The sequence below is a fragment of the Streptomyces sp. NPDC033131 genome (assembly GCF_055578365.1).
This window is the reverse complement of sequence record NZ_JBVIPA010000012.1, coordinates 86615-111179: the sequence shown is the minus strand read 5'-3', so window position 1 is coordinate 111179 and position 24565 is coordinate 86615. Positions and strand designations below refer to the sequence as shown.

Sequence of the window (24565 nt, the reverse complement as noted above, 5' to 3'; positions counted from 1 at the left end):
ACAGGGGTCGGACAGCCCCCGGCCCCCCGGCTAGACCTTCGTCGGAAGCAAGGGCCTTTCACGGCCCGGCACCCGCTTCGGCAGCGCGTACGGCAGCGCCCCGTACCAGAGCCGGGCCACCGCGAAGCCGAACGCGAGGCAGAGGACGCCGCCCACCGCGTCCAGCCAGAAGTGGTTGGCGGTGGCGACGATGACCACCAGCGTGGCCACCGGGTAGAGGAGGCCGAGGACCCGCACCCACGGGACCGACGCCAACGCGAAGATCGTCAGGCCGCACCACAGGGACCAGCCGATGTGCATGGACGGCATGGCGGCGTACTGGTTCGACATGTGCTTCAGGTCGCCGGAGGCCATCGAGCCCCACGTCTGGTGGACCATGACGGTGTCGACGAAGTGGCCGTCGTTCATCAGACGCGGCGGGGCGAGCGGATACAGGTAGTAACCGACCAGGGCGACGCCGGTGGTCGAGAAGAGCACGAGGCGGGCCGCGGCGTAGCGGCCGGGATGGCTGCGGAAGAGCCACACGAGCACACAGAGCGTCACCACGAAGTGCAAGGTCGCGTAGTAGTAGTTCATGCCGACGATGAGCCAAGTCACCGAGTTCACGGCGTGGTTGACGGACTCCTCGACGGCGATACCGAGGTGGTGCTCGGCCTTCCAGATCCAGTCGGCGTTGCGCAGCGCCTCGGACCGCTGCTCCGGGACCGCGTTGCGGACCAGTGAGTACGTCCAGTAACTCACGGCGATCAGCAGGATCTCGAACCAGAGTCGGGGTCGGCGCGGGGTGCGCGGCCGGCGCAGGAAACCCGGCCCGGTTCCGGCCGTGACGGTCTGCGGAACGGCCTCGTCGGGCCCTTCCTGCGTCGTCACGGTCGTCTCAGTCATAGGCACAGAGTCTGCCAGAAAAGGGATACCTCACCGATCATCCCCCGGTCGGGTCCGGGCCGCACGTCCTGCACCGGGAAGACTCCTGAAAACTCCTACCAGCGCACTGCCGTAGGCCGTTTCGCTCCGCCCTGAGAACGAGCTGAACGAGCTGGAACGAGCGTACGAGCCGTGCGTCTCAGTGGCGTCCGCGTTCCCCGGGAGCCGAGGCGGTCGAGCCGCGCACCACTAGTTCCGGCATGAACACGAACTCGCTGTGCGGGGCGGGCGTCCCGCCGATCTCCTCCAGGAGGGTGCGCACCGCCGCCTGTCCCATCGCCGGGACCGGCTTGCGGATCGTCGTCAGCGGCGGGTCGGTGAAGGCGATCAGGGGGGAGTCGTCGAAACCGACGACCGAGACGTCCTTGGGGACGTCCAGGCCGCGCTGCCGCGCCGCCCGTATCGCACCCAGCGCCATCATGTCGCTGGCACACACCACGGCCGTGCAGTCACGGTCCATGAGCGCGGCGGCCGCCGCCTGGCCGCCCTCCAGGGTGTAGAGGGAGTGCTGCACGAACTCCTTCTCGATGGCCTCCGTGCCCAGCCCCAGCTGGTCCTGCATGCTGCGGACGAAGCCCTCGATCTTGCGCTGCACGGGCACGAACCGCTTCGGGCCGAGCGCCAGCCCGATCCTCGTGTGGCCCAGCGACACCAGGTGCGTGACGGCGAGGGTCATCGCCGCGCGGTCGTCGGGGGAGATGAACGGCGCCTGCACCTTCGGCGAGAAGCCGTCCACCAGCACGAAGGGCACGCCCTGACCGCGCAGCTGGTCGTAGCGCTGCATGTCGGCGGAGGTGTCCGCGTGCAGACCGGAGACGAAGATGATGCCGGCCACGCCCCGGTCGACGAGCATCTCCGTCAGCTCGTCCTCCGTGGAACCGCCCGGGGTCTGGGTGGCGAGCACCGGCGTGTAGCCCTGCCGGGTCAGCGCCTGGCCGATGACCTGGGCCAGCGCCGGGAATATGGGGTTCTCCAGCTCCGGGGTTATCAGGCCCACCAGGCCCTCGCTGCGCTGCCGCAGACGCACCGGGCGTTCGTAGCCCAGGACGTCGAGGGCGGCCAGCACGGACTGGCGGGTGGTGGCGGCGACGCCCGGCTTGCCGTTGAGGACGCGGCTGACGGTCGCTTCGCTCACCCCCGCCTGAGCAGCGATGTCGGCAAGCCGTGTGGTCACAGGGGTGGACTGTACCGGCCGGCCCTCGCCCTGCACACCGATCGAACGCCTTGCCCGGCCGGTTGAACGGCCCGCAGGGGGTTGCTGCCTCATCGCGGTCCCTCGTGTCCTTCGTCAGCGCCCGGTCCGCAACAGATGATCCCGCGCGGTGAAACGTGTGGCAAGAGCTTGCAGAGTCTTGCACAGCTGTCCCCATACCCGCTGGACTGCGCGGAAACCGGGCTCGCAGGGTCTCGCGGCGGTCGACACGAGGTCACGGCGGCATAACTCTCGGCACGTCTTGCACTTTTTTGCTGCAAGCTCTTTCGGCGGTGCTTACATCGCTGTTACGTTCGGCGACGCCCGGCGACGGCAGCGGCGCAGTCGGCAAGTCGACAGGGGCGGCAGACGGGGCCGTCTTCTGTGAGTACACGGGCTTTCACCCTCAAGGAGAACTCATGCGGCGTGGCATAGCGGCCACCGCGTTGATGGCGTCTTTCGCCCTCGCGGCGACGGCCTGCGGCGGTAGTGACGGCGGCGACTCGGCCGACGGTCCGGTCACCATCACCTGGTGGGACACCTCCAACGCCACCAATGAGGCGCCGACGTACCAGGCCCTGATCAAGGAGTTCGAGGCCGCCCACAAGGACGTCAAGGTCAAGTACGTCAACGTGCCCTTCGACCAGGCGCAGAACAAGTTCGACACCGCCGCCGGTTCCAAGGGCGCCCCGGACATCCTGCGCTCCGAGGTCGGCTGGACCCCCGCCTTCGCGAAGAAGGGCTACTTCCTGCCGCTGGACGGCACCGAGGCCCTCGCCGACGAGAGCAAGTTCCAGCCCAACCTGATCGAGCAGGCCAAGTACGACGGCAAGACCTACGGCGTGCCGCTGGTCACCGACACCCTCGCGCTGGTCTACAACAAGGAGCTCTTCGCCAAGGCCGGTGTCGAGGCCCCGAAGACCTGGGACGACCTGAAGAAGGCCGCCGCCACGGTCAAGGACAAGACCGGCGTCGACGGCTACTGGGGCTCCACCCAGGCGTACTACGCGCAGACGTTCCTCTACGGCGAGGGCTCCGACACCGTCGACGCCGCCGCCAAGAAGGTCACCGTCAACTCGGCGCCCGCCAAGAAGGGCTACGGCACCTGGCTGAGCCTGTTCGACGGCAAGGGCCTGCACAAGGCCGACACCACCGCCGACGCCTACGCCCACATCCAGGAGGCGTTCGTCAGCGGCAAGGTCGCCTCGATCATCCAGGGCCCGTGGGAGATCACCAACTTCTACAAGGGCACCGCCTTCAAGGACAAGAACAACCTCGGCATCGCCACCGTCCCGGCCGGCTCCACCGGCAAGGCGGGCGCCCCGACCGGCGGCCACAACCTCTCGGTGTACGCCGGATCGGACTCCGCCCACCAGAAGGCGGCCCTGAAGTTCGTCAACTTCATGACCTCCGCGAAGTCCCAGGCGAGCATCGCGCTGAAGAACTCCACCCTGCCGACCCGCGACGACGCCTACACCGCCGAGGTCAAGGCCGACCCGGGCATCGCCGGCTTCCAGGGCGTCCTGCCCGCCGCCCAGCCGCGCCCGGCGCTGCCCGAGTACAGCTCCCTGTGGGGTCCGCTGGACACCGAGCTGCCGCAGATCGCCGGGGGCAAGACGTCCCTCGACAAGGGCCTGGGCAACGCCGAGACCGCGATCGCCAAGCTGGTCCCGGACTTCAGCAAGTGACCCCGAGTGGCCGCCGGATCCCCCGCGAACCGGGGGAGGGATCCGGCGGCCACCGGCCTGTGAGCAGGCAGTGCGGGCCGTGCGGGCCGAAGATCTTCCAGAAGGTGTCGAAGAAGTGTTGAAGAAGGTGCCGAAGAAGGTGTCGAAGAAGGTGTCGAAGCAATGACAGTCGCCATCGACCGCGCGACCGGCAAGCGCCGCGGTGACCGCGAGCCGAGGTCCGGGCTGGGCCGGCGCCTGCGGCACGGCTACCAGAAGCACTGGTACGCGTACGCGATGATCGCCCCGGTGGTGGTCGTCCTCGGCGTCCTCGTGCTCTATCCCCTGGCGTACGGCCTCTACCTCACGCTCACCGACGCCAACAGCCTCAACACCGCCCGCACGATCGGCGTCAACCACATCGACGCCACCTACAAGTTCATCGGGCTCGACAACTACGCCGACATCCTGTGGGGCGACACGGCCTACGACCGCTTCTGGTCGCACTTCATCTGGACGATCGTCTGGACCGCGCTGTGCGTCACCCTGCACTACACGATCGGCCTGGGCCTCGCCCTGCTGCTCAACCAGAAGCTGCGCGGCCGTACCTTCTACCGGCTGGTCCTGATCCTGCCGTGGGCCGTGCCGACCTTCGTCACCGTCTTCGGCTGGCGGTTCATGCTCGCCGACGGCGGCATCATCAACTCCTTCCTGGAGACACTCCACCTGCCGACACCGCTGTGGCTGGAGGACACCTTCTGGCAGCGGTTCTCCGCGATCATGGTCAACACCTGGTGCGGTGTGCCCTTCATGATGCTGTCCCTGCTCGGCGGCCTGCAGTCCATCGACACCTCGCTGTACGAGGCCTCCGAGATGGACGGCGCCAACGCCTGGCAGCGCTTCAGGTACGTCACCCTGCCGGGTCTGAGGTCCGTCAGCTCCACCGTCGTCCTCCTCGGCATCATCTGGACCTTCAACCAGTTCGCGATCATCTTCCTGCTGTTCGGCAACACCGCCCCCGACGCGCAGATCCTCGTCACCTGGGCGTACTACCTCGGCTTCGGACAGCAGCCGCGCGACTTCGCGCAGTCGGCGGCCTACGGCATCCTGCTGCTGGCCATCCTGATCGTCTTCACCTCCTTCTACCGCCGCTGGCTGAACCGCAATGACCAGCAGCTCGCGATCTGAGGCAGGAGTCACCATGAGTACGACCACCGTCGAGACCTCCGCCCCGGTGAACAAGGACGGCTCCATGAGCACCTCGCCGCGGAAGGGGACCAAGCGGGGCGAGAGCACCCCCGCCGCCCGCCTCGTCTCCCACGGCATCCTGATCGCCGCGAGCCTGATCGCGCTCTTCCCGGTCGCCTGGCTGGTGTTCCTGTCCCTCGGCCCGGACAAGGACGACTACCTGCATCCCGGGCGCATCTGGGGCAAGATGACGTTCGACAACTACACGTTCGTGCTTCAGGAGACGAAGTTCTTCGACTGGCTGCAGACCACGATGATCGTCACCCTGGGCACCACGCTCATCGGTGTCGTCATCTCGGCCACCACCGGCTACGCGGTCTCGCGCATGCGCTTTCCGGGCTACCGGAAGTTCATGTGGGTGCTGCTGGTCACACAGATGTTCCCGGTGGCCGTCCTCATGGTGCCGATGTACCAGATCCTGTCGGAACTGCAGCTCATCGACAGCTACCTTGGTCTCATCCTGGTGTACTGCACGACCACGGTCCCGTACTGCGCATGGTTGATGAAGGGCTACTTCGACACCATCCCGTTCGAGATCGACGAGGCGGGACGGGTCGACGGGCTGACCCCCTTCGGCACGTTCGCGCGACTGATCCTGCCGCTCGCCAAGCCGGGCCTGGCGGTCGCCGCCTTCTACAGCTTCCTCACCGCCTTCGGCGAGGTCGCGTTCGCCGCGACGTTCATGCTGTCCGACACGAAGTACACCTTCGCCGTCGGTCTGCAGACCTTCGTCAGCGAGCACGACGCGCAGCGCAATCTCATGGCCGCCACCGCGGTACTGATTGCCATACCCGTCTCCGCGTTCTTCTACTTCGTGCAGAAGAACCTGGTGACCGGCCTCACCGCGGGCGGCACGAAGGGCTAGCCCCTTCCGTCACGACTCCCGCGCGCCTGAGCGCGCGGGTGGCGGCCGCGGTGTCCATCCGACCCCGCAGGCACCGCGGCCGCCTCGTCACCCGCCGCCCTACCCACGTAAGCCTCCATGACCGAAAACCTGTTACGCATCAAGGACGCCATGAGCCAGCAGCACTCCGCCGACCCGGCCCCGACCCCCTTTTCTGAAGCGGCTGTCGCCACCGTCGTCAAGCGCCGCGACTGGTGGCGCGACGCGGTGATCTACCAGGTCTATCCGCGCAGCTTCGCCGACAGCAACGGCGACGGCATGGGTGACCTGGAGGGCATCCGCACCCGACTTCCGTACCTGCGCGACCTCGGCGTGGACGCCGTGTGGCTCAGCCCCTTCTACGCCTCCCCGCAGGCCGACGCCGGCTACGACGTCGCCGACTACCGGGCCGTGGACCCCATGTTCGGCAACCTCCTCGACGCCGACGCCCTGATCCGCGACGCCCGCGAACTGTCCTTGAGGATCATCGTCGACCTGGTCCCCAACCACTCCTCCGACCAGCACGAGTGGTTCAAGCGGGCCGTGGCGGAAGGCCCCGGCTCGCCGCTGCGGGACCGCTACCACTTCCGGCCCGGCAAGGGCACGAGCGGCGCACTCCCGCCGAACGACTGGGAGTCGATCTTCGGCGGCCCGGCGTGGACACGCGTCACCGAACCGGACGGCACCCCCGGCGAGTGGTACCTGCACCTCTTCGCCCCCGAGCAGCCCGACTTCAACTGGGACCACCCGGCCGTCCGCGACGAGTTCCGCTCCATCCTTCGCTTCTGGCTCGACATGGGCGTCGACGGCTTCCGCATCGACGTGGCGCACGGCCTGGTGAAGGCGGAGGGCCTGCCCGACCTCGGATCCCACGGCCAGCTCAAGCTGCTGGGTAACGATGTCATGCCGTTCTTCGACCAGGACGGCGTGCACGCGATCTACCGCCAGTGGCGGACGATCCTGGACGAGTACGCGGGCGAGCAGATCTTCGTCGCCGAGGCCTGGACCCCGACCATCGAGCGCACCGCGAACTACGTCCGCCCGGACGAGCTGCACCAGGCCTTCAACTTCCAGTACCTGGCCACCGACTGGGACGCCACGGAACTGCGGACGGTCATCGACCGCACCCTGGAGGCGATGCGCCCGGTGGGCGCCCCCGCCACCTGGGTCCTCTCCAACCACGACGTCACCCGCCACGCCACCCGCTTCGCCAACCCGCCCGGCCTCGGCACCCAGATCCGCACGGCGGGCGACCGCGAACTCGGCCTGCGCCGGGCGCGGGCCGCGACCCTCCTCATGCTGGCGCTGCCCGGATCGGCGTACGTCTACCAGGGCGAGGAACTCGGCCTCCCGGACGTCGTCGACCTGGCCGACGAGGTGCGCCAGGACCCCGCCTACTTCCGGGGCGCCGGCCAGGACGGCTTCCGTGACGGCTGCCGGGTGCCGATCCCGTGGACGCGCGAGGGATCCTCGTACGGCTTCGGCGAGGGCGGCAGCTGGCTGCCGCAGCCCGAGGGCTGGGGCGAGCTGAGCATCGAGGCCCAGACCGGTGTCCCCGGCTCCACCCTGGAGCTCTACCGCTCCGCGATCGCCGCCCGCCGCGAACAGCCCGACCTCGGCGCGGGCGACAGTGTGGAGTGGCTGAAGGCCCCCGAAGGCGTCCTCGCCTTCCGTCGCGGCGAGTTCGTGTGCGTCACCAACACCGGCACCGGGTCGGTGACCACCCCGGCGTACGGCCGCCTGCTCCTCGCCAGTGGCGAGATCGCCGAGACGGACGGCGAGGCGAAGCTGCCGGCGGACACGACGGTGTGGTGGACGGCCAACTGACCGTCCCCGCAAGAGGTTTCCGGAATTTTCAGTGGCCCGCCTTCCGCTTCGGGAGGCGGGCCTCTACGATCTGCGGCACCGCACGGCTTTGCAAGCTTTCAGCAAGAACCTTCAACGGAGAAGGAACCCCACATGGCCAGAAGAGCCCTAGCCGGAGCATGCGCCCTCGTGGCGGGCGCCGCAGCCGCGGTCGTCGCCCCCGCCGGCACCGCACAGGCGGCGCCGCCCGGCACCAAGGACGTCACCGCCGTCCTCTTCGAGTGGAACTTCGCCTCGGTCGCCAAGGAGTGCACCAGCAGGCTCGGCCCGGCCGGGTACGGCTACGTCCAGGTCTCCCCGCCCGCCGAGCACATACAGGGCCCGCAGTGGTGGACGTCGTACCAGCCGGTCAGCTACCGGATCGCCGGCCGGCTGGGTGACGCCACCGCCTTCAAGAGCATGGTCGACACGTGTCACGCCGCCGGTGTGAAGGTCGTCGTCGACGCGGTCGTCAACCACATGTCGGCGGGCAGCGGGACCGGCACGGGCGGCTCGTCGTACTCGAAGTACACCTACCCCGGCCTGTACTCCTCCTTCGACTTCGACGACTGCACGGCCACGATCAGCGACTACACCGACCGCGCCGACGTCCAGAACTGCGAGCTCGTCGGCCTCGCCGACCTGGACACGGGCGAGACCTACGTCCGCTCGGCCGTCGCCGGCTACCTGAACTCCCTGCTCGGGTACGGCGTCGACGGCTTCCGCATCGACGCGGCCAAGCACATCCCGGCGGCCGACCTGGCGAACATCAGGTCGCGGCTGACGAACACGTCCGTGTACTGGAAGCAGGAGGTCATTCACGGAAGTGGGGAGGCCGTCCAGCCGGCCGAGTACACCGGCAACGGCGACGTCCAGGAGTTCCGCTACGCCTACGACCTCAAGCGCGTCTTCAAGAACGAGAACCTCGCCTACCTGAAGAACTACGGCGAGGGCTGGGGTTACCTGAACAGCTCGGTCTCCGGCGTCTTCGTCGACAACCACGACACCGAGCGCAACGGCAGCACCCTGAACTACAAGGACGGCGCCGACTACACCCTGGCCAACGTCTTCATGCTCGCCCACCCGTACGGCGCCCCGGACGTCAACTCCGGCTACGAGTGGTCGAACGCGGACGCGGGGCCGCCCAACGGCGGCTCGGTCGGCGCCTGCTGGCAGGACGGCTGGAAGTGCCAGCACGCCTGGCCGGAGATCCAGCGCATGGTCGCCTTCCGCAACGCGGTGCGCGGTGAGCCGATCACCAACTGGTGGGACAACGGCGCCGACGCCATCGCCTTCGGCCGGGGCGCCAAGGGCTACGTCGCCATCAACCACGAGTCGGTCGGCCTGAGCCGCACCCACCAGACCTCGCTGCCCGCGGGGACGTACTGCGACGTGCAGAACAACACGACGGTGACGGTCAATTCGAGCGGTCAGTTCACCGCGACGCTGGGCGCCAACACGGCCCTGGCGATCTATGCAGGCAAGTCGAGCTGCTGAAAGTTCTTTCCGATGGTTTCAGGACTCTTGCTGTAAGTCTTTCTTCGGCGATACGGTCGCGCGGGGTCGGACCCAAGACAGCCGTCGTCGCAAGGAGTCCACGTCCGTGATACCGAGATGGCCGGCGCCGCCGAGGCGCCGTACCGCCCATGCCGGCCGGGTCGCTGCGGTCACCGTGACCGCGTTGACCGCAGCGCTCGTCCAGCCCCTGGCCGCCCGAGCGGACACCCCGCCCCCACCGCCGTCCGACGCGAGGCTCGCCGCCGAGCCCGCCCGGCACGACGCCACCCGTGAGCAGTTCTACTTCGTCCTGCCGGACCGCTTCGCCAACGGCGACACCGGCAACGACCGGGGCGGCCTGACCGGTTCGCGCCTCAGCACCGGGTACGACCCGACCGACAAGGGCTTCTACCAGGGCGGTGACCTCAAGGGCCTGACCAAGAGGCTCGACTACATCAAGGGCCTCGGCACCACCGCCCTGTGGATGGCACCCATCTTCAAGAACCGGCCCGTGCAGGGCGAGGGCGCTGGGGGTACCTCCCAGGCGTCTGGCACTGGGGGAGCCTCCGCCGGCTACCACGGTTACTGGATCACCGACTTCACCCAGGTCGACCCGCACTTCGGCACCAACAAGGACCTGGAAACCCTCATCTCCAAGGCCCACGCCAAGGGCATGAAGGTCTTCTTCGACGTCATCACCAACCACACCGCCGACGTCGTCGACTACGAGGAGAAGTCCTACGACTACCTCTCCAAGGGCGCGTTCCCGTACCTGACCAAGGACGGCGAACCCTTCGACGACGCCGACTACGCGGGTACAAAGGACTTCCCGGAGGTCGACGCCGACTCCTTCCCCCGCACCCCGAAGGTCACGAGCAGCGTCAAGGTCCCGTCCTGGCTCAACGACCCGACGATGTACCACAACCGCGGCGACTCCACCTTCGCCGGCGAGAGCTCCACGAACGGCGACTTCTCCGGTCTCGACGACCTGTGGACCGAGCGGCCCGAGGTCGTCAGCGGGATGGAGAAGATCTACCAGCGCTGGGTGCGGGACTTCGACATCGACGGCTTCCGCATCGACACCGTGAAGCACGTCAACACGGAGTTCTGGACCCAGTGGGCCACGGCCCTGGACGCCTACGCGGCCAAGCAGGGCCGCGACGACTTCTTCATGTTCGGCGAGGTGTACTCCGCCGACACGTCGATCACCTCGCCGTACGTCACCCAGGGCCGCCTCGACGCCACGCTCGACTTCCCCTTCCAGGAGGCGGCCCGGCAGTACGCCTCCCAGGGCGGCAGCGCGCAAAGGCTCGCCGCGGTCTTCGGCGACGACTACAAGTACACGACCGACAAGGCCAACGCGTACGAGCAGGTCACCTTCCTCGGCAACCACGACATGGGCCGCATCGGGCACTTCCTGAGGCAGGACAACCCGAAGGCGACGGACGCCGAACTCCTCGCCAAGGACCGGCTCGCCAACGAGCTGATGTTCCTCAGCCGCGGCAACCCCGTCGTCTACTACGGCGACGAACAGGGCTTCACCGGCGCGGGCGGCGACAAGGACGCCCGTCAGACGATGTTCGCCTCGAAGACCGAGGACTACCTCGACGACGACCGGCTGGGCACCGACCGTACGCACGCCGACGACGCGTACGACACGACCGCACCGCTCTACCGGCAGCTCGCCGCCCTCTCGAAGCTCCGCAAGGCCAACCCGGCGCTCGCTGACGGCGTACAGACGCAGCGGTACGCGGCCGACGGTCCCGGCGTCTACGCCTTCTCCCGTACCGACCCGAAGACGGGCGTCGAATACGTCGTGGCCGTCAACAACGCGGACGAGGCGAAGCAGGCGACCTTCGCGACCGGTGCGGCGGGCATGACGTTCCGCGGGATCCACGGCACCGACGGCACGGTCGGGTCGGACGCCGACAAGAAGCTCACCGTCACCGTCCCGGCCGGCTCGGCGATCGTCCTCAAGGCGGCCGGCAAGCCCGCCGAACCCACCGCCAAGCCGACGATCACCCTCGAGGCCCCCGCCGCCGGCGCCACCGGCACGGTCGAGGTCACCGCCGACGTGGACGGCGGCCGGCTCAACCGGGTCGTCTTCGCCGCCCAGGTCGGCAACGGCAGGTGGCAGACCCTCGGCTCCGCCGACCACGCCCCGTACAAGGTCACCCACACCATCGCCGAGGCCGTACCGGCCGGGACCGCCCTGCGCTACAAGGCGGTGGTCGTCGACTCGGCCGGCCGCACGGCGAGCGCCACCGACGGCAGTGTCACCGGCACCCCGCCCGCCGAGGAGATCCCCTCCGCCTCCTCGCGCGACTACGCGGTCGTCCACTACCAGCGCACCGACGGCGACTACGCCGACTGGGGCCTGTACGCCTGGGGCGACCTCGCCGACGGCGAGTCGACCGACTGGCCCGACAGTCATCCGTTCATCGGGCGGGACGCGTACGGCGCCTTCGCCTACGTCAAACTGAAGCCGGGCGCCTCGAACGTCGGCTTCCTCGTCATCGACAAGGACGGCACCAAGGACGTCTCCGCCGACCGCACGATCGACCTCACCAAGACCGGCGAGATCTGGATCGAGCAGGGCAAGGAGGCCGTACGGACCGAGCGCCCCGACTATCCGGCGCAGGACAAGTCCAAGGCCGTCCTGCACTACCACCGCGCCGACGGGAACCACGACGGCTGGGGTCTGCACGTCTGGACGGGCGCCGCGAACCCCACCGACTGGTCGAACCCCCTGAAGCCGGTGAGGACCGACAGCTACGGCGCGGTCTTCGAGGTACCGCTCGCCGAGGGTGCCACCAGCCTCAGCTACATCATCCACAAGGGCGACGAGAAGGACCTGCCCGCCGACCAGTCCCTCGACCTCACGGCGAACGGCCACGAGGTGTGGCTCGTGAGCGGCCAGGAGAAGTACCTGCTCCCGCAGCCGGCCGGCTCCGCCGCAGCGCTCGACCTGACCACTTCCAAGGCGGTCTGGATCGACCGGAACACGGTCGCCTGGAACGGCTCCGAGGCCGCCGCCTCCACCCAGCTGCTGTACTCCCGCGACGGCTCGATCGCCGTCGACAAGGGCACGCTGACGGGGGAGGCCAAATGGCTGAGGCTCGCGAGGACCGCCCTCACCGACGCGCAGAAGGCCAGGTTCCCGCATCTGAAGGACTTCACCGCCTGGTCCGTCGACCCTCGCGACCGGGACCGGGTGCGCAGGGCGCTGAGCGGCCAGGTCGTCGCCTCGCAGCGGGCCGCTGGGGGTACCTCCCAGGCATTCGGCTCTGGGGGAGGAGCCGTACTCGCCGCGACGGGCGTCCAGACCGCCGGCGTACTCGACGATCTGTACCCCGCGGCGACGAAGGCCGAGCTCGGCCCGACCTTCCGTGACGGCCGTCCCACGCTGGCCGTCTGGGCGCCGACCGCGCAGAAGGTCGCCCTGGAAATCGACGGATCCACCGTCGCCATGAAGCGGAACGCCGGCACCGGCGTCTGGTCCGTCACCGGCCCCCAGTCCTGGAAGAACAAGGCCTACCGGTACGCCGTGACGGTCTGGGCGCCCAGCGTCCGCAAGGTCGTCACCAACAAGGTCACCGACCCCTACTCCCTCGCCCTGACCACCGACTCGAAGCGCAGCCTGGTCGTCGACCTCGACGACCGGGCCCTCGCCCCCGAGGGATGGTCCTCGCTGGTCAAGCCCAGGGCCGTTCCCCTGAAGGACGCCCAGATCCAGGAACTGCACATCCGCGACTTCTCGGTGGCGGACCGCACGGCCGACCACCCCGGCACCTACCTCGCCTTCACCGACAAGGACAGCGACGGCTCGCAGCACCTGCGCGAGCTGGCGAAGGCCGGGACGTCGTACGTCCATCTCCTCCCGGCGTTCGACATCGCCACCATCCCGGAGAAGAAGTCCGAGCAGGCGACCGCCGACTGCGACCTGGCCTCCTACGCGGCCGACTCGGACAAGCAGCAGCAATGCGTCTCCGCGGTCGCCGCGAAGGACGCCTACAACTGGGGCTACGACCCCTACCACTACACGGTCCCCGAGGGCTCGTACGCGACGGACCCGGACGGCACCGGCCGTACCGTCGAGTTCCGCAGGATGGTCAAGGCGCTCAACGAGGACGGCCTCAGGGTCGTCATGGACGTCGTCTACAACCACACGGCCGCGAGCGGCCAGGCGGACACCAGCGTCCTCGACCGGATCGTCCCCGGCTACTACCAGCGGCTGCTCGCCGACGGCTCGGTCGCCAACAGCACCTGCTGCGCCAACACGGCCACCGAGAACGCCATGATGGGCAAGCTCGTCGTCGACTCGATCGTCACCTGGGCCAGGGAGTACAAGGTCGACGGCTTCCGCTTCGACCTCATGGGCCACCACCCGAAGGCCAACATCCTGGCCGTGCGCGAGGCCCTCGACGCGCTGACCCTCGCCAAGGACGGCGTCGACGGCAAGAAGATCATCCTGTACGGCGAGGGCTGGAACTTCGGCGAGATCGCCGACGACGCCCGCTTCGTGCAGGCCACGCAGCGGAACATGGCCGGGACCGGCGTCGCCACCTTCTCCGACCGGGCGCGCGACGCCGTACGCGGCGGCGGCCCTTTCGACGAGGACCCCGGCGTCCAGGGCTTCGCCTCCGGCCTGTACACGGACCCCAACTCCGCCAAGGGCAACGGAACTCCCGCCGAGCAGAAGGCCCGCCTCCTGCACTACCAGGACCTGATCAAGGTGGGGCTCTCCGGCAACCTCAGGACGTTCACCTTCACCGGCACCGACGGCAAGGAGGTCACCGGCGCCGAGGTCGACTACAACGGCGCCCCCGCCGGCTACGCGGACGCGCCCGGCGACGCCCTCGCCTACGCCGACGCGCACGACAACGAGACGCTGTTCGACGCGCTCGCCTTCAAACTGCCGGCGGACACGTCCGCCGCCGACCGCGCCCGGATGCAGGTCCTCGCCATGGCGACGGCCACCCTCTCGCAGGGCCCCGCCCTCTCCCAGGCGGGCACCGACCTGCTCCGATCCAAGTCCCTGGACCGCAACTCCTACGACAGCGGCGACTGGTTCAACGCCGTCCACTGGAACTGCCGGGCCGGCAACGGCTTCGGGCGCGGACTGCCGATGGCGGCCGACAACGCGTCCAAGTGGCCGTACGCCAAGCCCCTGTTGGGCACGGTCGGCGTCGGCTGCCCGCAGATCGACGGCGCCTCGGCGGCGTACCGGGATCTGTTGCGGATCCGTACGACGGAGCAGGACTTCTCCCTCGACACGGCCGGACAGGTGCAGTCGAAGCTCTCCTTCCCGCTGTCCGGGAAGGACGAGACACCCGGTGTGATCACCATGACGCTCGGTGACCTCGTCGTCGTGTTCAACGCGACGCCCGACACCCAGGAGCAGCGGATCGACGCCCTCGCCGGGAGCGGTTACCGGCTGCACCCGGTGCAGGCGTCGGGCGTGGACCCTATCGTCAAGTCTTCGGCCTACGCGCAGGTATCGGGTACCTTCACCGTTCCCGGGCGGACTGTGGCGGTATTCTCCCCGGCTTCCTGACAAGGGCATTACCTTGGTGGGGCGGGCCCGATCCTCGGGTCCGCCCCACCTGTGTGTCCAAGACCGAAACCGGGACTGGCAGATGGATGTCAACGGCAAGCGGACAGAGACGACCGTGCTGGTCGTGGACGACGTGGCGGCCAGCCGGTACGCCATGGGCGCCGTGCTGCGCCGCGCCGGTCACCGGGTTGTCCCGGTCTCCTCCGGCTCCGAGGCGCTCGTGGAACTCGACGTACGGCTGCGCAAGGGCACGCTGGTGGACGTCGCCCTCGTCGACGTGAACCTGCCGGACATGAGCGGCTTCGAACTGTGCCGCCGGATCAAGGACCGGCCCCAGTTGGCGGGACTGCCCGTCGTGCACTTCTCGGCCTCCGCCGTGGACCCGGGCGACCGCTGCCAGGGGCTGGACGCGGGCGGGGAGGCGTATCTGACGGTGCCCGCCGAGCCCGCGGAGGTCGACGCGGTGGTCCGGGCCGCGGTGCGCACGGCACGGCTGCGGGCCGACTACCAGGCGCTGGCGCGGCGGCTGACGCTGCTGTCGGAGACCATCGTCACCGTCCAGGCCGCACGCTCCCTGCAGGAACTCGCCGACGCCGCCGCCGAGGGCACCGCGCGGCTCACCGGCACCCCCGCCGCCGTCTTCGTCCTCGGCCCGGACGACGTGCTGCTGCGCGGCATCTCCCGGGACCGCACCTCGATCGCGCTGCCGGACGAGGGCGCCGACCGGACGGTGGCCGGTCTGCTCCGGCGGCTCACCCGCGGGCAGGCCGGAGTGCAGATCACCACGGTGGCCGCGCCGCTGTGGCCCGCCGGGTTCTTCCGGCCCGGCGTGCAGCACGACGCCCGCCTGGTGCTGATCCTCACCCAGGACGGCAACTCCGCGGTGTGCCTGGCCACCCCCACCCGCGGGGTGCGCCCGGTGGACCCGGACACCGAAGCCCTCGTGGCCCGGCTCGCCCAGGCCACCGCCCTCGCCGCCGAGCCACTGCTGATGTACCAGGTCGAGCGGCACGTCGCCCTCACCCTCCAGCACAGCTTCCTGCCCCAGCCGCACCGGCTGCCCGAGCTGCCGGGCGTGGACGTCTCGGTCCGCTATGTGCCCGCGTCCCGGGAGACGGAGATCGGCGGCGACTTCTACGCCGCGCTGCGCACCCGCGAGGGCATGCTCACCGCGGTCGGCGACGTCGTCGGGCACTCGCTGGAGGCGGCGACGGTCATGGTCGAGATCCGGCACGCACTGCGCGCCTACTGCGTCGACGAGAGCGACCCGGCCGTCCTCGCCGAGCGGCTCGACCGGATGCTCCAGCACTACCACGACGACGTCACGGCCACCGTGTGCCTGGCCCTGATCGACCCCGCCACCGGGCGCACCCGCATCGCCAACGCGGGCCACATACCGCCGCTGATCATCCGGGACACCGGCAGCGCCGACTACACCAAGGCATCCGGTCCGCTGCTCGGCCTGGGCCTGCCCCACCCGGCGCCCACCGAGCTCTTCCTCGAACCCACCGACCGGCTCCTCATGATCACCGACGGTCTGATCGAGACCCGGGGCACGGACCTGGCGGCCTCCATGGAGCACCTCCGCGCGGCCGCCACCGGCGCCCTGCCCGGCCTGGACGCCCTCTGCGACACGCTCCTGGCCTGCTTCGGCCACGACCGTGAGGACGACATCGCCATGCTGGCGCTGCAGCTGAAGAACTAAGGTGACTCCTGTCGCCCTAGAACAGGAGTGCTCATGCCGCAGATCACCGTCGACTACTCCGCCGTGATGGCTCCGGCCTTCGACCGGGCCGGGTTCGCCAAGGCCCTGCACTCGGCGACGGTCGAGATCGCCGCGGCCAAGCCGGAGGCGTGCAAGACGCAGTTCCGTCGCAGCGAGTACACGCTGGTCGGCTTCGACGAGGGGCACGCCATCGTCCACGTCACGATCGGCCTGCTCGCCGGACGCACCGAGGAGACCAAGGCGAGACTGACCGAAGCCGTCGTGGCACTGCTGCACCAGCATGTGACGGACGAGGGCTTCGCGCTGCACGCCACCGCCGAGGTCCGCGACCTGGAACCCTCGTACCGCAGGCTGGAGCGCTAGGAGGCCAGTGCGATCAGCCGGGTGGCCAGGTCGGTGAACGGGCCGTCGGCCGGTTCGTCCCTGAACATGTGCCGCGTCAGCGCGGCCATCTCCTCGTCGTGGGCGGCGCTCACGGCGGCCAGCGCGGCGAAGTCGTGCACGAGCTGCACCTCCAGCTCGCCGCGCGGGATGCGCCGGCCGTCCAGCCAGATCAGCGCGGTCGACTCGGCGAGCGAGATCCAGGAGCGGATGACCAGTTCCAGTCGCGCGGGCGGGTTCTCCACCCGCAGATGCGACAGGATCTGGTCATACGCGGCCTGCCGCACGGAGTCGATGAGCGCGTTCGTCGTCGACGAGCCGACGGCCGGGCCGCCGCGCATCAACGCCGAGAAGCCAGGCCCGTGATCGTCGACGAAGTCGAAGAACCGGCGCATCACCCGCAGCAGCCGGGCCCCCAGCGGACCCTCCAACGGTTCGACGAACCGGCTCGCCAGATCCTCCGACGCGCGCTTCAACGCGGCCTCGTACAGGCTGAGTTTGCCGGGGAAGTAGTGGTAGACCAGCGGGCGTGAGATACCGGCGGCAGCCGCTATCTCGTCGATGGAGACCTCGTCGGGCGAGCGACGGCTGAACAGGTCGAGGGCGACGCCGATCAACTGCTGCCGCCGCTCCTCGACACCCATTCTGCGGCGTACCCCGATAGTCATACGAACACCTTACCGATCGAATCCGGCCCCGAACGGACCGGAGCGGCCAGCGGTGTTCACGAATTCACCACAAGACGATCACTTCTAGCGGGCACGGCAGCCGCTGTCCCGCTAGCGCAGAGCGTCGATCGACCGTCCGCTCTCCAGCTTCCCCGTCAGACCGGCCTGAGCCCCCTGCCGCGTCCGCACGGCCAGCAGGTTGCCCCGCGCCGAGCCGCCGACGCCGCCCGTCGTCGTGATCGACGCCGTGCCACGACTGCCCGCCGCCAGCAGGTACCAGGAACCCGCCTCCGACTTCCACAGCACCCCGGCCAGCACATGCGGGTCGCGCGGGCCGCAGGCCGGTACGTTCTCGGCCTTCGCCGCGACCGCCCCGTACGGCCCGCCCGGCGTGCGGAACTGCGCCTGGACGCGCGTGCCGCCGCCCCGCCACGTCTCGGCGCGCGTGCACACCCACGAGGCCGAGCCGCTCGCGTCGGGCAGCGGCTGGGTGGCGTACACCCAGGCGTTCACCGACCGCACGCCCTGGGAGCGCACGGCGGACAGGGAGCAGGCGAAGGGTGCCCAGGCGCGCAGCGCCGCCGCGCCGGAGGCGTCGCGCGCCGAGCCGGGGCGCCCGGTGGTGAGGCGGGCCGGGACCAGTTCGCCGAGGTCGGTCGACAGGCGGGTACCGGAGCCGTCCGTCAGCTGGAGGACGTTCCACGAGGTGCACGCGCCGGTCTGCTGGGCGGCGCTGGCCAGCGGCGAGGTGACACCGTCGGTCACCGTGAGGTCCATCGCGCCGGAGCCCGGCTTCAGCAGGTCCCGCTCGGCCGCCTTCTTCACCCAGGGGGCCGTCAGATAGCGGACGTTGCCGTCGGCCCGGCCCAGCACCACCGCGTTCGCCTCCGCGCCACTCGCGCCGTCGACCCGCGCGAAGTCGAGGGCGGCGCCCTTCGTGCTGTCCTTCGGTTCCGCGTACCGGGCGATGCGCAGGCCGTCGTAGAGGATCACCACGCGCGCGTTGTCGACGTTCCCGGCGTACAGCAGTTGCGGAGGGCCCGCCGGGCCGCCCGACGGGGTGCCCGGGGTCGCGGAGACCTGCACGGTCTCGCCGGGGCGGGCCCAGACGGCGAGGGCACGGCGCAGCAGCGCCTCGTCGTCGGTGAGGTCACCGCGGGCGGGCCACACGGAGAAGTCGGTGCGCGCGGCGGCCTGCCACGCGGTGGCCGGGACCCTGGTCAGCCGGCCGGGGTCGAGGGCGGCCTGCGCCGCCGGGTTCTGCGCGTACGGCGGGGCGGCGGCCCCGTCGGGTGCCCAGCCGCCACCGGGCAGGCCGAGCAGCGCCCCGCACACGGCGACGGCCGCCGCGGCGGCGAGCGCGGCCTTCATGTGCTGGCGGCGCCGCATCAGGTCGGTGGGCCGGGCCTGCAGCGAACAGGGGTCGAACTCGGGGGAGCCGAGCAGCGCGTGCTGCGCGGGCACCTCGTCGGCCTCGTCCAGCGCGTCGTCCACGTCGTCCACGCCCGCCGCCGCCAGCACCTCGCGTACGTCGCCGTCCGGCAGCTTCTCCAGACCGCGCAGCACGTACGCGGCGCGGGCCGGTCCGGACAGGGCGGACAGCCGCTGGTCCAGGGAGAGTTCGTCGGCGCCGCCCGAGCGCGGGAAGAGGCGCAGGCCCCACACCTGGGGCAGCAGCGGCGGCAGCTGCGACCGCTTGGGCCACGCCCTGAACGTCAGCGGCAGACCCGCCTCCAGGGCCGTACGCAGCACCCGGAGCCGGACGAAGGCGTAGCCGGGGTCGCCCTCCCGGCCCGTCGACTGAGCGGGGATCACGGGCACGGGTGTCCGCCCCCGGGGCAGGGCGCGCTGGGTGAGCGCGTGCGCGGTCAGGACGCGCCGGTTGCGTCCGAGGCCCGGCGGCAGCACCAGATAGGCGAGCCGGACGAGCCGGGGATAGTGCTCGACGAGCGCCGCCTCGGCCTGCTCGACGTCGACGAGCGGGTCGGACGACGAGGAAGCGGCGGCGGAGCCGGAGCCGGGTGCGGGGCGCGGGGCGACATCCTGTGACTGCACGTTCAGCAGAACGAGCGAATCCGTGGTTGGTCACCGCAGCCCGGGTGGCTCAGCCCCGCGGATCGGCCAGGGCCCGCGCGTAGTTCGCCATCGACCGCTGGTAGCGGGGCAGATGGGGGGCCAGGGCACCCAGGACGAGGGAAAGGCCCTCGCGGTCGCGGCCGAGACTCGACAGGCACAGGGCGAGCGTCGCGCGTACCGCGTCGTCCAACTCGTCCGAGGGGCCGTCCAGTTCGGGCGTCAGCAGTTTGACGCCCTCCTCCGCCCGCCCGGTGTTCCGCAGGGAACTGGACAGCTGGATCCTGGCGCGCCGCCCCTTGTAGCCGTCGAGCCCGCGCGCGAGCGCCTCCCGGTACAGCGGAACCGCCTTGTCCGAGTGACCCGTCGAGTCCCAGGCGCAGGCCTGTTCGAAGGGGCCGAGCGGGCTGCCCGGCGGCAGCTCGGCGACGAGTGCGTCGATCACCGCGCGGAAGTCGCAGGCATCCTCCTCGGCGTAGTCGTCGAAGCCGGCCCACGCGGCGGTCACACGGTTTTCCCAGTCCTGGTTCACCGCGACACTTTCGCACGGGTGTGCCGGCGGGGCACTCGATTTGAGCGCTGCGTGCTCCGGAGCCGTATCGAAGGGGACGGGCCCCTCGCCGGGGCCGGCTGAGGCATGGTCTGATGCATGCGACCGGAGGAACAGATGAGGGTGACCCGACCGAAGCTCGCGCTGACCGGCGCGGCGCTGGTGCTTGCGCTGACGGGCTGCGGATCCGGCGGCGAGAAGGCAGCCGCGGTGCCGGAGACGGCGACCGGCAGCCTGGAGCACCTGGCCGCCGAGGCGAAGTGCAACCCGAACATGCAGACGGACGCGGACACGATCCGCCAGGCCATCTGCAAGAACCCCGACGGCAAGTTCGTCCTCGCGACGTTCTCGACCGACCGCGGTCAGGCCGAGTGGCTGAGCGGGGCGAAGGACTACGGCGGCTACTACCTGGTCGGCCGCAAGTGGGTCGCCGTCGGCGAGGAGAAGACGGTCACCGCGCTGCGCGGCCGGCTCGGCGGGACCATGGAAGAGGGGTCCGAGCACATGAATCCCGGTGGCAGCCACAACAGTCACACCAGCAGTCACACCAGCTGAGCGCGGGGATCCGGGAACAGACGAAAGCCGGCGGTGGGACTTCCCACCGCCGGCTTCCTGGTTGGTCAGTGCCGGGTTCCTAGCAGGTCACTGGCATTGCTGACCACTGTTGATGCAGTCGACCATCTCGTTCATCACGTTCTCGTCGAAGAAGTTGATGAAGTCGTTGTGGTCGGTGATCGGCTTGTGCAGCTGGTCCGGGAAGGAGTCGACCGCGAACGGGTTCACGACCTGTCCGTTCTCGATCTGCGGGGCCGGCACGTCGTAGACCAGACGGACCTGGAGCTGCGGGATGGCCTGGAAGCCGTTGGAGCAGCTGCCGTCCGCCTCGACGAAGTCCACGTGGGTGCGGTGGTTGGCGCTGTCGATGTTCTGGCCGTCCCAGCAGCTCTGGAAGAAGGACGTCCGTACCACCGAGCTGCCCTCGGGGCAGATCGGGTACTTGTCCGTCAGCTGCCGGTCTTCGAAGCCGGTGCAGCTCCAGTTCGTGTTGGCGTTGTTCAGGCCGTTCACGAAGGACTTGGCGTCACCGGTGATGATGCGCAGGGCCGTCGGCATCGCGACGACATCGCTCGTCTTGTTGCCGACGAACTTCAGCTGCGCCTCGCTGGCCTGCTGGATGGTGCCGACGTTGCCGTCCTGACCGCCACCGGCGGCGTTCGCGTCGATGTCGTCCTGACCGTCCTGCACACGCAGCACCGGCCAGAAGTACGACGACTTGTCGCCCTGGTTCTCGCAGGTGGTCTCCGCCGCCGCCAGGTCCTCGTCGCTCGCGAACGCGTCGTTGTCCTGGTTGCCGACGTAGTCGTGCTGGTGCTGCGCACCGTTGCTGACACCGGGAGCGACGATCACGTTGTCCGAGTTGCGGTTCTCGTTCTCGTTGGTGCCACAGCTCGTGGTGAAGGTGCCCGTGGATCCGGTGTCCCCGTTCGCGGGGAGCCCGTTGCCGTTCACGCCCTGCGGGCCGCCGTTCGGCTGGACGGTGGTGATGTCCTGGAAGTCGGCCGCCACCGGGCCGTTGCCGGCCTGACCGCCGTTGCCCTCCTGGCCGCCGTTGTCCTGGCCCTGGTCCTGGCCGTCGTCCTGGCCCTGGTCCCCACCCTGGTCCTGGCCGTCGTTGTTCTGGTCCTGACCGTCGTTGTTCTGGTCCCCGCCCTCGCCGTCGACGACCTCCGGCTGGTCGGCCACCACGCCTTCGCACTCGGCGAGCTGGTCCATCCCCTGCGGAGCCTGGCCGCCCACCCGCTTGATGTTGATGCTGATCCGGTCGAGGGTGGCCACCCGCTTGGACTTCAGCGGGCTGAGAATGGCGTTGTTGACGAAGCCGGCATCCCCCGTCTGGGCCTGGCGGGTGTCCGCGAGGCGCTTGTAGGCCTCCGTGACCTGCTGGTCGAGCAGCGCCAGCTCCTTGTCGACGCCCGCCCGGGCCTTGTCCGGCACATCGGTGAGCTGCTGACCGACATCCGGGCAGTCGATCGTCGCAACCTGCGCGGCGGCGGCCTTGGTCTGGTTCTGGGCCCCGTTCTCCTCGTGCGCCGAGGCATAGAAGTTGGCCCAGATCAGCCCGCCCCCACCGAGCGCTAGGGCAGCCGTTCCGGCGATGGCCTTGGTGGCCAGCGGCATACGGCGTTTTCTTGTGTTGCGTCCCATGGAACTCCTCTGACTTCCTTGCGGGGCATTCGAGGCGCCCGACAGGAGTGAAGCGGCGCCCCTGAATACGCAAGGAGTCCCACGGGTGTTCAGCCGTCCCGGAAATTGGTGAGAGATGCGCGAGACAATTCGGTTTCAACTGCCCCGGTAACACCAGGAGTTGTTGATCCCTCACAGGAGGTGCCCGAGCGGGTTCCCCATTTCAGCGGCCGTGGTCGAGATAGGCGAGAACCGCCAGAACGCGGCGGTTGTCGTCGTCCGACACCTCCAGGCCCAGTTTGGCGAAGATGTTGGCGGTGTGCTTGGCGATCGCCCGCTCCGTGACCACGAGTTTGGCGGCGATCGCCGCGTTGGTGCGGCCCTGCGCCATCAGTTCCAGCACCTCGCGTTCACGGGGCGTGAGCCGGCCCAGCGGCTGGTCGTCGGCCGCCCGCCGGGACAGCAGCTGCTGGATCACCTGCGGATCCATCGCCGTACCGCCCGCCGCGACCCGTCGTACGGCGTCCACGAACTGCTCCGCGTCGAACACCCGGTCCTTGAGCAGGTAGCCGATCCCGCCGCTGCCGTCGGCGAGCAGTTCCCGCGCGTACAGCTGCTCCACGTGCTGCGACAGGACCAGCACCGGCAGACCGGGTCTGTCCCGGCGGGCGTTCAGCGCGCACTGCAGCCCCTCGTCGGTGTGCGTCGGCGGCAGCCGTACGTCGACCACCGCCACGTCCGGTTGCAGCTCGGCCAGCGCGGCGGCCAGCTCCGGCCCGCTCTCGACGGCCGCGGCGATCTCGAAGTCGTGGGCCTGCAGGAGGCGGACGAGTCCGTCGCGCAGCAGGAACAGGTCTTCGGCTAGGACAACACGCAAGGGATCTCCATGGTGACCATGGTGGGGCCGCCCGCGGGGCTGCTGACGGCCAGGACGCCGTCGAATGTACCCAGTCGCCGCTCGACTCCGGCGAGCCCCGAACCGGCCCCGACCACCGCGCCGCCCCTGCCGTTGTCGGTCACCGAGATCCGCAGCATGCCGCCGTCGTCCGCGACGTGATGCAGGTCGACCCAGATCCGGTCGGCGTCCGCGTACTTGACCGCGTTGGTGAGCACCTCGCTGACCGCGAAGTACGCGGCCGACTCGACGGGCTCGTCCGCCCGGCCGGGCAGGTCCACCTCCACCTCGGTCACCACGGGCATCCGCAGCGCCAACGCCCTGACGGCGTCGCCCAGTCCACGCTCGGCGAGCACCGGTGGGTGGATGCCGCGCACCAGGTCGCGCAGTTCCGCGAGGGCGTCCACGGACGACTGACGGGCCTGCGCCAGCAACTTCCGCGCCTGCTCGGGGTCCTTGTCGAGCAGCATGTCGATGGTGCCGAGATCCATGCCCATCGCGACCAGCCGGGCCTGCGCCCCGTCGTGCAGGTCCCGCTCGATGCGGCGCAGTTCGGCGGCGGAGGTGTCGACGGCGTCGCGGCGCGTCTCGGTCAGTACCCTCACCCGTTCGGCCAGTTCGGCCTGGCTGGGAGTGAGCACCGCCCGGGTGAGCCGGAAGTGGAGCTGGAGCGCGCTGACCGCGTACCGGTGGGCGAGGACGAGGAGGACGGCGCCGAGAGCGGCGGCGCCGAAGGCGGAGGCCTGGTCGGAGACCCGTACGAAGCCGTACCAGTAGGCGCCGCCCGTCGCGTCCGCGAAGACCCGCCACAGCCCGGCGGCCAGCGCGAACCCCTCCAGGGGATAGAAGACCAGGAGGGCCGGCAGCAGAGCGGTCACGAACCCCGCCGTCATGTCCACCTGGAGCCAGCGCACGTCCCGCCAGGTCGCCGGGTCCCGCAGCAGCGCGTAGGTGCGCTTGAACGGGTTGGCGGTCTCGGGCAGCGGCCGGTACGCCGAGGGGATGCGTATGCCGCACCATCTCTGCGCGAGTTCACGGCGGTTGTCCGCGAGAGCCCGCACCGCGGTCAGGATCCACGGGGTCGTGACGACGCCGAGGCCGAGGGGAATCAGCGCGATGGAGACCAGGGCCAGGACGTAGCAGACGATCGTGAAGGGCAGCACGGCCACGGCCAGCACGAGCCCCCGTACGCCGGCGAGCAGCATTCCCCGGGCCTTCGAACCCCCGCCGTCGTCTTTCGTGTCGGTGTTCATGCCGTCAGTCTGGCCGAGCGGC

Annotated in this window: 17 protein-coding genes; 9 read left to right on the top strand and 8 right to left on the bottom strand. The window is 69.8% G+C overall.

What is annotated here, in order from left to right; all coding sequences use genetic code 11:
* Positions 1 to 30: 30 nt before the first annotated feature.
* Together ACZ5XS_RS17720 and ACZ5XS_RS17715 are read right to left on the bottom strand one after the other, a co-directional pair.
* Positions 31 to 885, bottom strand: a complete 855-nt coding sequence (locus tag ACZ5XS_RS17720) for a phosphatase PAP2 family protein (RefSeq protein ID WP_468652232.1) — start codon at positions 883 to 885, stop codon at positions 31 to 33.
* A 178-nt stretch (positions 886 to 1063) separates the two neighbouring features.
* Positions 1064 to 2098, bottom strand: a complete 1035-nt coding sequence (locus ACZ5XS_RS17715) for a LacI family DNA-binding transcriptional regulator (protein WP_468652230.1) — start codon at positions 2096 to 2098, stop codon at positions 1064 to 1066.
* A gap of 437 nt (positions 2099 to 2535) precedes the next feature.
* Here ACZ5XS_RS17715 and ACZ5XS_RS17710 point away from each other — a divergent pair, with 437 nt between their 5' ends.
* From ACZ5XS_RS17710 to ACZ5XS_RS17675, 8 genes are all read left to right on the top strand, one after another.
* Entirely contained in the window at positions 2536 to 3804 is a 1269-nt protein-coding gene (locus tag ACZ5XS_RS17710) for an extracellular solute-binding protein (protein WP_468652228.1), read from the top strand.
* Between the two features lie 162 nt (positions 3805 to 3966).
* The gene (locus ACZ5XS_RS17705; protein WP_468652226.1) at positions 3967 to 4971 is read left to right on the top strand and encodes a carbohydrate ABC transporter permease; all 1005 of its coding nucleotides are present in this window, start codon (positions 3967 to 3969) and stop codon (positions 4969 to 4971) included.
* A gap of 13 nt (positions 4972 to 4984) precedes the next feature.
* Entirely contained in the window at positions 4985 to 5896 is a 912-nt protein-coding gene (locus tag ACZ5XS_RS17700) for a sugar ABC transporter permease (RefSeq protein WP_468652224.1), read from the top strand.
* A 150-nt stretch (positions 5897 to 6046) separates the two neighbouring features.
* Positions 6047 to 7741, top strand: coding sequence for a glycoside hydrolase family 13 protein (locus ACZ5XS_RS17695; RefSeq protein ID WP_468652416.1), 1695 nt, complete (start codon positions 6047 to 6049; stop codon positions 7739 to 7741).
* A gap of 132 nt (positions 7742 to 7873) precedes the next feature.
* The gene (locus tag ACZ5XS_RS17690) at positions 7874 to 9256 is read left to right on the top strand and encodes an alpha-amylase (protein ID WP_468652222.1); all 1383 of its coding nucleotides are present in this window, start codon (positions 7874 to 7876) and stop codon (positions 9254 to 9256) included.
* A 106-nt stretch (positions 9257 to 9362) separates the two neighbouring features.
* Complete coding sequence (gene pulA, locus ACZ5XS_RS17685) at positions 9363 to 14813, top strand: pullulanase-type alpha-1,6-glucosidase (protein WP_468652220.1); 5451 nt, start codon at positions 9363 to 9365, stop codon at positions 14811 to 14813.
* Positions 14814 to 14895: 82 nt separating this feature from the next.
* A complete protein-coding gene (locus ACZ5XS_RS17680) occupies positions 14896 to 16518 on the top strand; it encodes a SpoIIE family protein phosphatase (RefSeq protein WP_468652218.1) in 1623 nt (540 codons plus the stop codon).
* Positions 16519 to 16551: 33 nt separating this feature from the next.
* Positions 16552 to 16902, top strand: a complete 351-nt coding sequence (locus tag ACZ5XS_RS17675; protein ID WP_468652216.1) for a 5-carboxymethyl-2-hydroxymuconate Delta-isomerase — start codon at positions 16552 to 16554, stop codon at positions 16900 to 16902.
* Here the strand turns inward: ACZ5XS_RS17675 and ACZ5XS_RS17670 are convergent.
* The 3 genes from ACZ5XS_RS17670 to ACZ5XS_RS17660 form a co-directional block, all read right to left on the bottom strand.
* On the bottom strand, positions 16899 to 17588 hold the full coding sequence (locus tag ACZ5XS_RS17670) for a TetR/AcrR family transcriptional regulator (protein ID WP_468652214.1): 690 nt from the start codon (positions 17586 to 17588) through the stop codon (positions 16899 to 16901). The two genes, ACZ5XS_RS17675 and ACZ5XS_RS17670, sit on opposite strands and share 4 nt — an antisense overlap.
* 111 nt (positions 17589 to 17699) lie before the next feature.
* A complete protein-coding gene (locus ACZ5XS_RS17665) occupies positions 17700 to 19643 on the bottom strand; it encodes a hypothetical protein (RefSeq protein WP_468652212.1) in 1944 nt (647 codons plus the stop codon).
* A 49-nt stretch (positions 19644 to 19692) separates the two neighbouring features.
* Positions 19693 to 20193 carry a tetratricopeptide repeat protein gene (locus tag ACZ5XS_RS17660; protein ID WP_468652210.1) on the bottom strand — a complete coding sequence of 167 codons (501 nt, stop codon included), beginning with the start codon at positions 20191 to 20193 and terminating at the stop codon, positions 19693 to 19695.
* Positions 20194 to 20328: 135 nt separating this feature from the next.
* Here ACZ5XS_RS17660 and ACZ5XS_RS17655 point away from each other — a divergent pair, with 135 nt between their 5' ends.
* Positions 20329 to 20766 carry a hypothetical protein gene (locus ACZ5XS_RS17655; RefSeq protein WP_468652203.1) on the top strand — a complete coding sequence of 146 codons (438 nt, stop codon included), beginning with the start codon at positions 20329 to 20331 and terminating at the stop codon, positions 20764 to 20766.
* An 87-nt stretch (positions 20767 to 20853) separates the two neighbouring features.
* On the opposite strand, the gene ACZ5XS_RS17650 is transcribed toward ACZ5XS_RS17655, so the two are convergent.
* The 3 genes from ACZ5XS_RS17650 to ACZ5XS_RS17640 form a co-directional block, all read right to left on the bottom strand.
* On the bottom strand, positions 20854 to 22416 hold the full coding sequence (locus ACZ5XS_RS17650; RefSeq protein ID WP_468652201.1) for a DUF1996 domain-containing protein: 1563 nt from the start codon (positions 22414 to 22416) through the stop codon (positions 20854 to 20856).
* Between the two features lie 202 nt (positions 22417 to 22618).
* Positions 22619 to 23272 carry a LuxR C-terminal-related transcriptional regulator gene (locus ACZ5XS_RS17645; protein WP_468652199.1) on the bottom strand — a complete coding sequence of 218 codons (654 nt, stop codon included), beginning with the start codon at positions 23270 to 23272 and terminating at the stop codon, positions 22619 to 22621.
* The gene (locus ACZ5XS_RS17640; RefSeq protein ID WP_468652197.1) at positions 23257 to 24543 is read right to left on the bottom strand and encodes a sensor histidine kinase; all 1287 of its coding nucleotides are present in this window, start codon (positions 24541 to 24543) and stop codon (positions 23257 to 23259) included. Before ACZ5XS_RS17640 ends, ACZ5XS_RS17645 begins: the two co-directional genes overlap by 16 nt.
* Positions 24544 to 24565 lie beyond the last annotated feature (22 nt).

What these genes read in the sequence shown, in the direction of transcription:
- ACZ5XS_RS17650 (WP_468652201.1), bottom strand. Translation starts at nt 22,416, where the DNA reads ATGGGACGCAACACAAGAAAACGCCGTATGCCGCTGGCCACCAAGGCC.
- ACZ5XS_RS17700 (WP_468652224.1), top strand. Translation starts at nt 4,985, where the DNA reads ATGAGTACGACCACCGTCGAGACCTCCGCCCCGGTGAACAAGGACGGC.
- ACZ5XS_RS17680 (WP_468652218.1), top strand. Translation starts at nt 14,896, where the DNA reads ATGGATGTCAACGGCAAGCGGACAGAGACGACCGTGCTGGTCGTGGAC.
- ACZ5XS_RS17640 (WP_468652197.1), bottom strand. Translation starts at nt 24,543, where the DNA reads ATGAACACCGACACGAAAGACGACGGCGGGGGTTCGAAGGCCCGGGGA.
- ACZ5XS_RS17670 (WP_468652214.1), bottom strand. Translation starts at nt 17,588, where the DNA reads ATGACTATCGGGGTACGCCGCAGAATGGGTGTCGAGGAGCGGCGGCAG.
- ACZ5XS_RS17675 (WP_468652216.1), top strand. Translation starts at nt 16,552, where the DNA reads ATGCCGCAGATCACCGTCGACTACTCCGCCGTGATGGCTCCGGCCTTC.
- ACZ5XS_RS17655 (WP_468652203.1), top strand. Translation starts at nt 20,329, where the DNA reads ATGAGGGTGACCCGACCGAAGCTCGCGCTGACCGGCGCGGCGCTGGTG.
- ACZ5XS_RS17690 (WP_468652222.1), top strand. Translation starts at nt 7,874, where the DNA reads ATGGCCAGAAGAGCCCTAGCCGGAGCATGCGCCCTCGTGGCGGGCGCC.
- ACZ5XS_RS17695 (WP_468652416.1), top strand. Translation starts at nt 6,047, where the DNA reads ATGAGCCAGCAGCACTCCGCCGACCCGGCCCCGACCCCCTTTTCTGAA.
- ACZ5XS_RS17705 (WP_468652226.1), top strand. Translation starts at nt 3,967, where the DNA reads ATGACAGTCGCCATCGACCGCGCGACCGGCAAGCGCCGCGGTGACCGC.
- ACZ5XS_RS17720 (WP_468652232.1), bottom strand. Translation starts at nt 885, where the DNA reads ATGACTGAGACGACCGTGACGACGCAGGAAGGGCCCGACGAGGCCGTT.
- ACZ5XS_RS17710 (WP_468652228.1), top strand. Translation starts at nt 2,536, where the DNA reads ATGCGGCGTGGCATAGCGGCCACCGCGTTGATGGCGTCTTTCGCCCTC.